Origin of the sequence: Paraburkholderia sp. A3BS-1L (genome assembly GCF_051125215.1) — a bacterium.
Classification (GTDB): Bacteria; Pseudomonadota; Gammaproteobacteria; order Burkholderiales; family Burkholderiaceae; genus Paraburkholderia.
In genome coordinates, this window is the sequence record NZ_CP120442.1 from 1,842,210 (window position 1) to 1,855,091 (window position 12,882).

At 64.4% G+C, this 12,882-nt stretch carries 12 protein-coding genes; 4 read left to right on the forward strand and 8 right to left on the reverse strand.

Annotation, left to right across the window (positions count from 1 at the left end; genetic code table 11):
* Positions 1 to 155: 155 nt before the first annotated feature.
* Positions 156 to 752 (forward strand): ComEA family DNA-binding protein, encoded by a 597-nt coding sequence (locus tag P5W99_RS08275; protein ID WP_421024077.1) that lies wholly within the window; start codon positions 156 to 158, stop codon positions 750 to 752.
* Positions 753 to 831: 79 nt separating this feature from the next.
* Positions 832 to 1,275 (forward strand): YidB family protein, encoded by a 444-nt coding sequence (locus tag P5W99_RS08280; RefSeq protein WP_421024078.1) that lies wholly within the window; start codon positions 832 to 834, stop codon positions 1,273 to 1,275.
* A gap of 110 nt (positions 1,276 to 1,385) precedes the next feature.
* Here P5W99_RS08280 and clpB read toward each other — a convergent pair whose 3' ends face one another.
* Complete coding sequence (gene clpB, locus P5W99_RS08285) at positions 1,386 to 3,983, reverse strand: ATP-dependent chaperone ClpB (protein ID WP_421024079.1); 2,598 nt, start codon at positions 3,981 to 3,983, stop codon at positions 1,386 to 1,388.
* 285 nt (positions 3,984 to 4,268) lie between these two features.
* Positions 4,269 to 4,769 carry an Rrf2 family transcriptional regulator gene (locus P5W99_RS08290; RefSeq protein WP_421024080.1) on the reverse strand — a complete coding sequence of 167 codons (501 nt, stop codon included), beginning with the start codon at positions 4,767 to 4,769 and terminating at the stop codon, positions 4,269 to 4,271.
* Between the two features lie 161 nt (positions 4,770 to 4,930).
* Here P5W99_RS08290 and P5W99_RS08295 point away from each other — a divergent pair, with 161 nt between their 5' ends.
* Positions 4,931 to 5,491, forward strand: coding sequence for a group III truncated hemoglobin (locus tag P5W99_RS08295; RefSeq protein ID WP_434660223.1), 561 nt, complete (start codon positions 4,931 to 4,933; stop codon positions 5,489 to 5,491).
* Between the two features lie 51 nt (positions 5,492 to 5,542).
* Here P5W99_RS08295 and P5W99_RS08300 read toward each other — a convergent pair whose 3' ends face one another.
* The 6 genes from P5W99_RS08300 to P5W99_RS08325 all read right to left on the reverse strand — a co-directional run bounded on the left by P5W99_RS08300 (position 5,543) and on the right by P5W99_RS08325 (position 11,946).
* Positions 5,543 to 6,022, reverse strand: coding sequence for a molybdenum cofactor biosynthesis protein MoaE (locus P5W99_RS08300; protein ID WP_421024082.1), 480 nt, complete (start codon positions 6,020 to 6,022; stop codon positions 5,543 to 5,545).
* Between the two features lie 36 nt (positions 6,023 to 6,058).
* On the reverse strand, positions 6,059 to 6,316 hold the full coding sequence (moaD, locus tag P5W99_RS08305; RefSeq protein WP_421024083.1) for a molybdopterin converting factor subunit 1: 258 nt from the start codon (positions 6,314 to 6,316) through the stop codon (positions 6,059 to 6,061).
* 15 nt (positions 6,317 to 6,331) lie between these two features.
* On the reverse strand, positions 6,332 to 7,576 hold the full coding sequence (locus P5W99_RS08310; protein ID WP_421024084.1) for a molybdopterin molybdotransferase MoeA: 1,245 nt from the start codon (positions 7,574 to 7,576) through the stop codon (positions 6,332 to 6,334).
* Between the two features lie 228 nt (positions 7,577 to 7,804).
* The gene (gene thrC / locus P5W99_RS08315) at positions 7,805 to 9,256 is read right to left on the reverse strand and encodes a threonine synthase (protein WP_434660225.1); all 1,452 of its coding nucleotides are present in this window, start codon (positions 9,254 to 9,256) and stop codon (positions 7,805 to 7,807) included.
* A gap of 22 nt (positions 9,257 to 9,278) precedes the next feature.
* A complete protein-coding gene (locus P5W99_RS08320) occupies positions 9,279 to 10,610 on the reverse strand; it encodes a homoserine dehydrogenase (RefSeq protein ID WP_421024086.1) in 1,332 nt (443 codons plus the stop codon).
* A gap of 97 nt (positions 10,611 to 10,707) precedes the next feature.
* Positions 10,708 to 11,946, reverse strand: a complete 1,239-nt coding sequence (locus P5W99_RS08325) for a pyridoxal phosphate-dependent aminotransferase (protein ID WP_421024087.1) — start codon at positions 11,944 to 11,946, stop codon at positions 10,708 to 10,710.
* Between the two features lie 462 nt (positions 11,947 to 12,408).
* Here P5W99_RS08325 and P5W99_RS08330 point away from each other — a divergent pair, with 462 nt between their 5' ends.
* Complete coding sequence (locus P5W99_RS08330; protein ID WP_421024088.1) at positions 12,409 to 12,783, forward strand: Mth938-like domain-containing protein; 375 nt, start codon at positions 12,409 to 12,411, stop codon at positions 12,781 to 12,783.
* The last annotated feature ends 99 nt before the right edge of the window (positions 12,784 to 12,882 follow it).

The following is a 12,882-nucleotide window of genomic DNA, read 5'->3' on the forward strand; positions in this document are numbered from 1 at the left end:
TGCGGCGCGATTGTATTGCCACGAAACCGTGGGTATAAATCGAGCGCGTCCCGTCCACGGATACGCCAACTGCCTTATCCTTGTAGCGCAGCACTACATGCTCGATGCGTCGTCCGTTCCCGGCTAACCGAAATGCCCTCAATGGAGTGATTGCCATGCTCAAGAAGTTAATGATGCTGTTCCTCGCACTGGGTCTGTCGCTGTCTGCCGCACTGGCGGCGGCCGTCGAAGTCAACACCGCTGATCAAGCCACGCTCGAATCCGTCAAGGGCATTGGTCCTGCCCACTCCAAGGCGATCATCGACGAGCGCACCAAGAACGGTCCCTTCAAGGACGCCGACGATCTCGTGAACCGCGTCAAGGGCATCGGTCCGAAGTCGGTGCAGAACCTCGAAGCCGCGGGCCTCACGATCAACGGCTCGTCGGCGCCGCCGGCCGGCAAGAGCGCCACGACGTCCAAGAGCAGCAAGAGCGCCGCTCCCGCTGCAACTGCTGCCGCCGGCACCACGCCCAATCCGATGACGACCTCGCAGACGCCCGCTGCCACGACCGCGCCGCAAGCCGCGTCGGATGCGGGCGCAAGCAAGTCGAAGCACAAGAGCAAGAAAGACAAGGCAGCCGCTGGAGCAAGCGCGCCTGAAGCGGGATCCGCCGCTGCGGCGCCGGGCACTGCCTCGGACACCTCGGCGAAGAAGCCCAGGAAGTCGAAGAAGAGCAAGGCCGCTTCCGACGCGGCTGCTTCGGGTGCATGATTCGCGTACCGGATCTGGATTCCGGGTTTCGGTTTTCCGGCCGCGTCCCCCGCCGCGGCCATCATTCAGAGAGATTGTCATGAGCCTGCTAGATACACTCGGTTCCCTGCTCGGTTCCTCGTCGCAGCAACAAGGCGGCGGTGGTCAAGCCCAACTCCTCGCCGTCGCGATGGAATTCATCAACAACCAGCCGGGCGGACTGAACGGCCTGATCCAGAAGTTCCAGCAAGGCGGTCTCGGCGATGTCGTGCAGTCGTGGGTCAGCAACGGCGAAAACCAGGCGGTTTCGCCGGATCAACTCCACAACGCACTGGGTTCCGATGTAGTTTCGGGCCTCGCGCAAAAGGTCGGCATGCAGCCCGACCAGGTCAGCGGCCTGCTCGCGCAAGTGCTGCCGCACGTGATCAACGCCGGCACGCCAAACGGTGAAGTGCCGGTCGGCGGCCAGATCAATGCCGAGAGCGTGCTGGGCACCCTGGGTGGCCTCGCTTCGCTGCTTGGCGGCGGGAGCAAGCAGGCATAAGCTGTCGCGCACCACACGGAAAAAAGGGCAACGGAAAAAATTCCGTTGCCCTTTTTGTTTACGGCTGCGCGTGCTTTCCGGCACGCGCTTCGCGCAGAGTGAATCGCGTCTTAGTGCACGACGCGTTCGAACACGAACTTGCCGTCCTCGACATTGACCGGAATCACATCCTTCGGCCCGAACTTGCCCGCGAGAATCAGCTTGGCGACCGGATTTTCGATCTCCTGCTGGATCGCGCGCTTGAGCGGGCGTGCGCCGAACAGCGGGTCGTAACCGACCTCGGCGATCTTGGCGAGCGCCTCGTCCGACACCACCAGTTCCATATCGAGTTTCCCCAGACGCTCCTGCAGGCGCTGCAACTGGATCTTCGCGATCGACTCGATATTCGAGCGGTCGAGCGCATGGAACACCACGACTTCGTCGATCCGGTTCAGGAACTCAGGCCGGAACTGCTGCTTCACTTCATTCCAGACAGCTTCCCTCACCGCTTCCTGCGGCTCGCCCGTCATCGACTGGATGAGGTGCGAGCCGAGGTTCGACGTCATCACGATCACCGTGTTCTTGAAGTCGACGGTACGTCCCTGGCCATCGGTCATGCGCCCATCGTCGAGCACCTGCAGCAGCACGTTGAACACATCCGGATGCGCCTTCTCGACTTCATCGAGCAGGATCACGCTATACGGCTTGCGGCGCACGGCCTCGGTCAGATAGCCGCCCTCCTCGTAGCCCACGTATCCCGGCGGCGCACCGATCAAACGCGCGACGCTGTGCTTCTCCATGAACTCGCTCATGTCGATGCGGATCAGATGATCCTCCGAATCGAACAGAAAGCCAGCGAGCGCCTTGCACACTTCGGTCTTGCCCACGCCCGTCGGTCCGAGGAACAGGAACGAGCCATAAGGCTTGTTCGGGTCCGCAAGACCGGCACGCGAGCGGCGGATCGCATCGGCCACGGCGTTGATCGCCTCGTCCTGACCCACTACGCGCTCATGCAGCTTGTCTTCGATCAGCAGCAGCTTTTCGCGCTCGCCCTGCATCATGCGCGAGACCGGAATGCCCGTCGAACGCGATACGACCTCGGCGATTTCCTCGGCACCCACCTGAGTGCGCAGCAACCGCCGGCGCGCCGGATTGTTCTGCTCGTCCGCCTCGGCCTGCGTGACCTGCTTCAGTTGCGCCTCGAGTTGCGGAAGCTTGCCGTACTGCAATTCGGCAACCTTCTCGAGCTTGCCCTCGCGCTGGAACTTCGTGATCTCAGCACGCACGCGGTCGATCTCTTCCTTGATCTGCGCACTGCCCTGCACCGCCGCTTTCTCGGCAGTCCAAATCTCTTCGAGGTCCTTATATTCGAGGCTCAGGCGGTCGATCTCTTCCTCGATCAGCTGCAGACGCTTTTGCGACGCTTCATCCTTTTCCTTCTTGACGGCTTCGCGCTCGATCTTCAGCTGAATGAGACGACGGTCGAGCTTGTCCATCTCTTCGGGCTTCGAATCGATTTCCATCTTGATCTTCGAAGCGGCTTCGTCGATCAGGTCGATGGCCTTGTCCGGCAAAAAACGATCGGTGATGTAGCGATGCGAGAGCTCCGCCGCCGCGACGATCGCCGGGTCGGTGATTTCCACGCCGTGGTGCAGCTCGTACTTCTCCTGCAGACCGCGCAGGATCGCGATGGTCGCCTCGACTGACGGTTCATCGACGAGCACCTTCTGGAAGCGGCGCTCGAGCGCGGCATCCTTTTCGATGTACTTGCGATATTCGTCGAGCGTGGTCGCGCCGATGCAGTGCAGCTCGCCGCGCGAAAGCGCCGGCTTGAGCATGTTGCCCGCATCCATCGCGCCTTCGGCCTTGCCGGCGCCCACCATCGTATGAATCTCGTCGATGAAAACGATGGTCTGGCCTTCGTCCTTCGCGATGTCGTTGAGCACGGCCTTCAGGCGTTCTTCGAACTCGCCGCGATACTTCGCGCCCGCGAGCAGCGCCGCCATGTCGAGCGAGAGCACGCGCTTGCCCTTGAGCGTCTCAGGCACTTCGCCGTTGACGATGCGCTGCGCGAGGCCTTCGACGATGGCCGTCTTGCCCACGCCCGGCTCGCCGATCAGCACCGGGTTGTTCTTGGTGCGGCGTTGCAGGATCTGGATCGAGCGGCGGATTTCGTCGTCGCGGCCGATCACGGGATCGAGCTTGCCCGCGCGTGCACGCTCGGTCAGGTCGACGGTGTACTTCTTGAGCGCTTCGCGCTGGCTCTCGGCGTCCTGGCTATGGACCTGCGCGCCGCCGCGCACCGCGACGATCGCCGCCTCGAGCGCCTTGCGCGTGAGGCCGTTCTTGCGCGCGATCTGGCCCGCGTCGCCCTTGTCCTCGGCGACCGCCAGCAAGAACATTTCGCTCGCGATATAGGTGTCGTTGAGCTTCTGCGCTTCCTTGTCGGCCTGATTCAGCAGACCCGTGAGCTCGCGGCCGACCTGCACATTGCCGTCGGTGCCCTGCACCTGCGGCAAGCGGTTGATGGCGTCATTGAGCGCGTTCTGCAGTGCCTGAACCTGCACGCCCGCACGCGACATAAGCGAGCGCGCCGAGCCGTCCTGTTGCGCAACGAGCGCAGCCAGCAAGTGGACCGGTTCGATGTATTGATTGTCGTGGCCGACGGCGAGGCTTTGTGCGTCGGAAAGCGCTTCCTGGAACTTGGTGGTGAGTTTATCGACTCTCATTTGAAACGAGACCTCCAGTTTTTTTAACTGTCACCAAATCTGAGGGGTGTTGTGCGGGTTTCAAGCACGCGCCGCGTAATTTTTTCCGATTTTTTTGTCCGGCCTGAGCGAGCGGCCGCGCCGGCTTGCGGCGAAACGGCCGGCCGGCGCGGTAGGCCGAGGCGCCTCTGTGAGGATAGACGCTAAGCGAGGGACACGGCGTGCGCGAGCGTCGCAGTCACAGCGTTTCGAGTCTCAATGTGCCTCAATGTGCCTCAGTGGGCCTCAGCGGAGCCCTGATGAGCCTCAGTGCTCGCCCGGCGGCGCATGGCGCGGGGTGCGCGCGCGTGGCATCAGGATAACGGGGGCGAGGCCCAGCAAGCCAGTCAGTTCCCCAGCGGGCTGCGCCAGTTCGCCGATGGTATGCCGGTCCAGTTCGGCAAGGAACGCGTCGCGCGCCGCCGCGAGCGCGTGCTTGAGCCGGCATTGCGGCTCAATGACGCAGCTTCGGCGCTCACCGTGCTCGTCCGGGAAGCATCCGACCAGTGCAAAATCGCTCTCGGTCTGCCGCACCACCGCACCGACGCTCAATTCGAGCGAATTCGGCCCGAGCCGCAGGCCGCCGTTACGGCCACGGATGGTATCGACCCAGCCCAGCTCGCCAAGACGCTGCACCACCTTCATCAGATGATTCTTCGAAATGCCGTAGGCATCCGAGATCTCCTGGATGGTCGAAAGCCCGTCGCGACGCAGCGCGAGATAAAGCATCACGCGCAGCGAATAATCGGTGTAGTCGGTCAGTCTCATGGTGCCAGGCTGTAAGTGGGCGCGCGAGCGCGGAAAACCATACGATAACATGCTAGTCGCATGCACTTTTTTGATCGCCTGGGTATTATGAGCGCTTCGATCAGCACTTCGCAAAATCATTCGTTGCGTGGCGGCTCCGCGCCCCGCCCCCGGCTTTCGACATGACGCACTCCGACACCGGCGCCGCGCCCCTGCGGCACACCGCCCCCACCGAAGACAACATCCGCGAACTCGTCTACGCGTTCTACGAGCGCGTGCGCGCGGACGCCCTGCTCGGCTCTGTTTTCGAGGGCGTGCTCGCTGGCCGCTGGGACGAGCATCTGCCGAAAATGTGCCGTTTCTGGTCAAGCCTCGTGCTCGGCACGAAGACTTACCGCGGCAATGTGCAGCAGGCGCACGACCCCGTGCCGGGCGTCGAGCCCAAGCATTTCAGCCACTGGCTTTATCTGTTTCTCGACACGGTTCAGGCGCGTTACGAACCCGCGGCGGCCGTGCAGTTCATGGAGCCCGCGCTGCGCATCGCGCAAAGTCTGCAACTGAGCCGCTTCGGCTGGGATTACGTAATTCCGCCCGAACAGCAGGCCCTGCTCGATTCGATCGCACCGCGCCGCCGTCCGGCGGAGCATGGCCACGATCTGCCCACTCGCCCGACTGGTGAGCCGTTTCCGGCCAAATTCGTGGGCCGTTCGATGGACGAAGACGAAACCGCTCGCTCCCACTGAACCGCCAGTCATGTGTGTCCGCAGGTAGCTATCCCGCGATCGGCGGCGCGCTCAGGCTTCCTTCGCCGCATTCGTCGACGTCACGCCCCAGCGCGCGAGCGCCTGATCGTCACTCTCGCGTGCATCGACCCAGCGCGCGCCCTCCCCGGTCTCTTCTTTCTTCCAGAAAGGCGCCTCGGATTTCAGGTAATCCATCACGAACTCGCACGAAGCGAACGCATCGCCGCGATGCTTCGAGGTCGTCGCCACCAGCACGATCTGGTCGAGCGGCGCGAGCTTGCCCACCCGATGGATGATCAGCACTTCGATGCCGGGCCAGCGCCGCTGCGCTTCGGCGACGATGCCCTCCAGCGCCTTCTCGGTCATGCCCGGATAATGCTCGAGCTCCATGCCCGCGACCGTGCTGCCGTCATTGATGTCGCGCACGGTCCCGACGAAGCACGCCACCGCGCCAATCGCCGGGTTGCTCGCACGCAGTTGCGCAACTTCGGTCGTCAGGTCGAAATCCGCGGTCTGGACACGTACTGGCATGGCTGCTCTCCTCGTCGTCCTGGTCGTTTTGATGAATCAACCGCCCGTGACAGGCGGGAAAAACGCCACTTCACAGCCATCGGTGATGCGCGTGGCCGGATCGGTCATCACATGGTTGCAGGCCATGCGCAGCGCACGCCCCTCCGCCAGCGTTTCCGCCCAGACGCCGCCGCGCGCGCGCAGCCAGCCGCGCACGTCGCCCACCGTGACGATGCCCTCGGGCAGCGTGACGGCCTCGTCGGCCACACCCAGCGCCTCGCGCACGCTCGCAAAAAATTTCAACTGGATCTTCATCGGATAACGCTCAACTCAATACAGCAGTTCGGTGAAAGGAATGAAACGCACGGTCTCGCCCGCGCTGATCGCATGATTCGGCGGATTGTCGATCAAGCCGTCGCCCCATACGGTCGAGGTCAGCACCGCCGAGCTCTGGTTCGCGAACAAGTCGAGGCCGCCCGCCGGATTCACGCGCGCGCGCAGGAATTCGTTGCGGCGATCGGCCTTGGCCTGCGTGAAATCGGCGCGCAGCGAGAGCGCGCGCGGGCTCACGTGGGTCGCGCCGGAAAGGCGCAGCAGGAACGGCCGCACGAACAGCAGGAAGGTGACGAAGCTCGACACCGGATTGCCCGGCAGCCCGATGAAGAACGCCTCATCAGCGGCAGCCTGCGCCCCGCCCCGAGGCCGGCGCACCGCGCCGAACGCCAGCGGCTTGCCCGGCTTCATCGCAATCTGCCACATGTTGATGTGCCCCTCGGCCTCCACCGCTGGCCTCACGTGGTCTTCCTCGCCCACGGACACGCCGCCCGAGGTCAGGATCAGGTCGTGCTTCGCGGCGGCCTCGCGCAGCGTCGCGCGAGTGACGTCGAGCCGGTCCGGCACGATACCGTAGTCGGTGACTTCGCAGCCCAGGTTGCGCAACAAGCCGGTCAGGGTGAAGCGGTTCGAGTTGTAGATCGCGCCCGGCCTGAGCGGCTCGCCCGGCATGGTCAACTCGTCGCCGGTGAAGAACACCGCTACTTTCACGCGGCGCGTGACCGTGAGCGTCGCACACCCCACTGACGCCGCCAGCCCGAGCGCCGCCGGCGTGAGTCGCGTGCCCGCGGGCAGGATTACCGAGCCCTTCTTGATATCGGCGCCCTGAGCGGTAATCCACTCGCCAGCCTTCGGCGCATGCAGGATCGTCACTTCGCCGTCGGCCGTCTCGGTCTGTTCCTGCATCACCACGGCATCGGCGCCCGGAGGGACCGTCGCGCCCGTGAAAATCCGTGCCGCCGTGCCCGCCGCGAGCGGCTGCGGCGCGTGTCCGGCGGGAATGCGCTGCGAGACCGGCAGACGGCGGCTGCCCTGCGCGAGATCGGCCACGCGTACCGCGTAGCCGTCCATCGCGCTCGTATGCATTGGCGGCACATCGAGCGGCGAGACGACCTCGACCGCCAGCACGCGGTTGAGCGCGTCGAAGGTCGAAAGCGTCTCGGTGGCGCCGCCGTGTGCGGCATCGGTCAGGGGCCGGGCGGCGGCCAGCAAGGTGGCGAGCGCGTCGGCGGTCGAAAGCATCGGCGCGCGCGGCGCAGGCGCGGCTGCAGCGGAGGATGGCGGTTGAGGCGTGGACATTGGCGGGGATAGTGGGCTTGACTGGACGCCGCGTGCGGCGCCTTCGACAGAAGTGGTCTGTCGGTATTGTAGCGGCGAGGACGCGGCGTTGCGCCGCTGCGCTTTATGCCACGGATTTGCAGCACCCTGGCCGCGGGCGCGACCAGGGTTCGCAGGCCCCTCAGCGGGCCATCAAAGCCCCGTGTGAGCGGCGATGTAGTCCTTCACGCGCTGGGCATCGGCCGGCATGACTTCGAAGCGCTGCGGCAGCGCCTCCAGCCCTTCGAACGCCGCCGGACGCTCCGCCTCGCGATCGAGCGCCTCGCGAATCGTCTCGCCGAACTTCACCGGCTGCGCGGTTTCGAGCACGATCATCGGCACGCCCGGCTGCAGGCGCTCGCGCGCGACCTTCACGCCGTCCGCGGTATGCGTGTCGATCATCGTCTGATAGCGCGCGTACACGTCGCGGATCGTGGCGATGCGGTCCTCGTGGCTGCTGCGCCCCGACACGAAGCCGAATTGCTGCACGCGCACAAAGTCGCCGCTGGCCGCGAGATCGAAACCGCCCTTTTCCTCCACGTCGCGGAACAGCTGCGTCACGCGCGCCGGATCGCGGCCGAGCAGGTCGTAGACGAAGCGCTCGAAGTTCGACGCCTTCGAGATGTCCATGCTCGGGCTGGTCGTGTGATACGTCTCGGCCGAGGCTCGCACGCGGTAGACGCCCGTGCGGAAGAACTCGTCGAGCACGTCGTTCTCGTTCGTGGCCACCACGAGCTTCTCGATCGGCAGGCCCATCATGCGCGCGATATGGCCCGCGCAGACGTTGCCGAAGTTGCCCGAAGGCACCGTGAACGAGACGCGCTCGTCGTTGCTCTTCGTGGCCGCGAAGTACCCCGCGAAGTAGTAGACGACCTGGGCCACGACGCGCGCCCAGTTGATGGAGTTGACCGTGCCGATCTTCTGCTGCGCCTTGTACGCGTGATCGTTCGAAACCGCCTTGACGATGTCCTGGCAGTCGTCGAACACGCCTTCCACCGCGAGATTGAAGATGTTCGGATCCTGCAGGCTGAACATCTGCGCGGTCTGGAATGCGCTCATCTTCTTGTGCGGCGAGAGCATGAACACGCGCACGCCCTTCTTGCCGCGCATCGCGTATTCGGCGGCGCTGCCGGTGTCGCCGGAAGTCGCGCCGAGAATGTTCAACTGCTGCCCCGCCTTCGCGAGCGCGTACTCGAACAGGTTGCCGAGCAGCTGCATCGCCATGTCCTTGAACGCGAGCGTCGGGCCGTTCGAGAGTTCGAGCAGCGAAAGCTTTGCGCCGTTTTCCTCGCCAAGCGTGGTGAGCGGCGTGATTTTGCTCGCGTCCTCGCCATGGCGCACGTTGCAGTACGTGGCGGCGGTATAGGTGCGGCGCGTCAGGTCGCGCAGGTCCTCGGCGGGAATGTCGTCGCTGAACTTCGAGAGGATCTCGAACGCGAGGTCCGCGTACGAGAGGCCGCGCCAGCGCGCGAGTTCTTCCTTGCCGATGCGCGGATACTCGGCCGGCAGATACAGGCCGCCGTCGCGTGCGAGGCCGCCCAGCAGGATGTCGGAAAACGAGTGATGTTCGCCGGCACCCGCGCCGCGCGTCGATACGTAATTCATTGCCTTTGCCTTATTCAGCGCTTCAGTTCAGTCCTTCCATGCGCAGCTTCGTCACCGACGACTTCACGGTCGCCAGCTTCTCTACCTGCGCGATCACCGCGTTGACGCGCTTCTCGACCGTCTCGTGCGTGATCAGGATGATGTCGGTTTCCGCCTTGCCCTGCGCGTCGATCTGCTCCGATTCCTTTTGCAGCAGCGCGTCGATCGAAATGCCGCTGTCTGCGAGGATGCGCGTGATGTCGGCCATCACGCCGGTCTGGTCGGCCACGCGCAGGCGCAGGTAGTAGCCGCTCGTGACTTCGTCGATCGGCAGGATCGGCGTGTTCGAAAGGCTGTCCGGCTGGAACGCCAGATGCGGCACACGGTGTTCGGGGTCGGCCGTGTGCAGGCGCGTGACGTCCACCAGATCGGCGACCACGGCCGAAGCCGTCGGCTCCGAGCCCGCGCCCTTGCCGTAGTAGAGCGTCGTGCCCACGGCGTCGCCGTGCACGACAACCGCGTTCATCGCGCCTTCCACGTTCGCGAGCAGGCGCTTGGCCGGGATCAGCGTGGGGTGGGTGCGCAGCTCGATGCCCTTCTCCGTGCGGCGCGCGATGCCCAGCAGCTTGATGCGGTAACCCAGTTCTTCCGCGTACTTGATGTCGATGGCGTCGAGCTTGCTGATGCCTTCCACGTAGGCCTTGTCGAACTGCACGGGCACGCCGAACGCGATCGCGCTCATGATCGTGGCCTTGTGCGCGGCGTCCACGCCTTCGATGTCGAAGGTCGGATCGGCTTCGGCGTAGCCCAGCTCCTGCGCGCCCTTCAGTGCGGTCGCGAAGTCGAGGCCGCGCTCGCGCATTTCCGAAAGGATGTAGTTCGTGGTGCCGTTGATGATGCCCGCGATGTACTCGATGCGGTTGGCCGTGAGACCTTCGCGCAGCGCCTTGATGATGGGGATGCCGCCCGCGACCGCCGCCTCGAACGCGACCATCACGCCCTTGGCGCGCGCCGCTTCGAAGATCTCGGTGCCGTGAACCGCCAGCAGCGCCTTGTTCGCGGTGACCACGTGCTTGCCGTTGGCAATGGCGCGCAGCACGAGATCCTTCGCGACGCCCGTGCCGCCGATCATTTCGGCGACGATCGAGATCGACGGGTCATCGACGACCGCGTTGAAATCGCTCGTCAGCTCGACCGTGCCGGCTTCGTCGCCGAGCGCCGCCGTGGCCTTGGCCGGGTTGCGCACGGCGATGCGCGCAACCTCGATGCCGCGGCCCGCGCGGCGTTTAATTTCTTCCTGGTTGCGGCGCAGTACCGTGAAGGTGCCGCTGCCTACCGTGCCGAAGCCCAAGAGACCTACTTTGATCGGTTCCATGCAGCGTGTGTTCGTCTAAGTGTTTAAAAGGAAAAGCGGTTGCGTCGCGCCGGACAGTCAGCCGCGCGGCGCGCATGGCGTGTATGCCGGACGCGGCTCAGGTGCCGTGCCTCTGGCGGTAGTTGTCGAGGAAGCGCGCGATGCGGTTGATCGAATCGGTCAGGTCGTCGACGTTCGGCAGGAACACCACACGGAAGTGGTCTGGCTGCTTCCAGTTGAAGCCCGTGCCCTGCACCAGCAAAACGCGCTCCGCGAGCAGCAGGTCGAGAATGAACTGCTGGTCGTCCTCGATCGGATAAAGCTTCGGGTCGAGGCGCGGGAACATGTAGAGCGCCGCTTCGGGCTTCACGCAGGTCACGCCCGGAATGGCGGTGAGCATGTTGTAGGCGAGTTCGCGCTGGCGATACAGGCGCCCGCCCGGCTGGATCAACTCGTTGATGCTCTGGTAGCCGCCCAGCGCCGTCTGGATCGCATACTGGCCGGGCACGTTCGCGCACAGGCGCATCGAGGCCAGAATGCCCAGGCCCTCGGTGTAGTCTTTCGAGCGGCGGCGGTTCTCGGCCGTCATGCCCGACAGGAACATCCAGCCCGCGCGGTAGCCGCACGCGCGATAGCTCTTCGACAGGCTGTTCAGCGTAACCGTGATGACGTCTTCGGACAGCGAGCCGAGTGCCGTGTGGGTCTTGCCGTCGTAGATGATCTTGTCGTAGACCTCGTCGGCGAAAATGATCAGGCCGTGCTCGCGCGCAATCGCCACGATGCCCTGCAGCAGTTCGTCCGAGTACAGCGCGCCCGTGGGGTTGTTCGGGTTGATGACCACGATCGCCCGCGTGTTCGGCGTGATCTTCGCGCGGATGTCGTCCAGATCCGGCATCCAGGCATTCGACTCGTCACAGATGTAATGCACGGGCGTGCCGCCCGACAGGCTCACCGCCGCCGTCCAGAGCGGATAGTCGGGCGCCGGGAGCAGCACTTCGTCTTCGTCGTTCAGGAGCGCCTGCATCGCCATCACGATCAGCTCGGACGCGCCGTTGCCAATGTAGATGTCATCGAGCTCGACGCCCTTCACGCCTTTTTGCTGCGCATAATGCATGATCGCCTTGCGCGCGGCGAACACGCCCTTCGAGTCCGAATACCCCGAGGAGCCCGGCAGGTTCAGGATCATGTCCTGGATGACCTCGTCGGGCGCATCGAAGCCGAACGGCGCGAGATTGCCGATATTCAGCTTGATGATGCGGTGGCCTTCTTCTTCGAGGCGCTTGGCATGCTCGAGCACCGGCCCCCGGATGTCGTAGCAAACGTTCTGCAGCTTGTTGGATTTGAGGATCGGTTTCACGGCGGGCGGTTGGTCCAAAAGCGTGTGTTGTTTCCGGAGGCAGTCTGAAAATCTGGATCGGGCTGCGACGGGGTTGATCGGCATAGACGACATGCATTGCGTGCCGCACCAGGAAGCACGCAATGCACGAATTCATGGATTGTACGGTCTGGCAGCCAGCCTGCAGCTTGTGACTGCGTTCGCCCTTCGATGGATGATGACCCGGGCCGATGGGCTGAGGCGGATGGCGCAAGCGCACGACAGGCACACTGAACGCACACGCCATGCGCACGCGGAAGGCTCGCTGCCGGGGCCGGCACTGGTTGCGCCTTCGGCGCGCCTCAGAGCACGCCATCGGGCCCTTATGAGCAAGGCCCGTCGTCGCAGCCGCTAAAAAGCTATAATTTAGCGGATTTTGGCCGACTTCCGCAATGCGCACCAAGCCGCGCGCCTCCCGAACCGAGACCTTCCGGAACCGAAGTTTTGAAACTACACCAGGACTCTAGCGGCGCCCTGAACACCGTCACCGGTTACGGCGCCGATTACGTCGAAATCAACCTCGAACGCCATACCGGCAGCGTCATCGTGATGCCCGAGACGCCTGTCATGCCCTGGCCGGTCAGCGCGTTCGACGCCTTGAGCCCCGAACTTTTCGAGATGCTACTGCCGCTCGACCCCGAGGTCGTGGTATTCGGCAGCGGCGATCGACTGCGCTTTCCCCATCCGCGCCTGACCGCGGCGCTTGGCACGAAGCGCATCGGGGTGGAGGCGATGGATTTCAAGGCTGCCTGCCGCACCTACAACATCCTGATGGCCGAAGGCCGGCGCGTGGCCGCCGCGCTCCTGATCGAATCCTGATTCAATCCTGATCGAAAGCCGGGCCGCGGGTTAGTGCGCGGCATCGCCTTAAGCCCGCCTTCAGGTAAGCCCGGCGCGCCGTAGTACACTTGCGCGCCG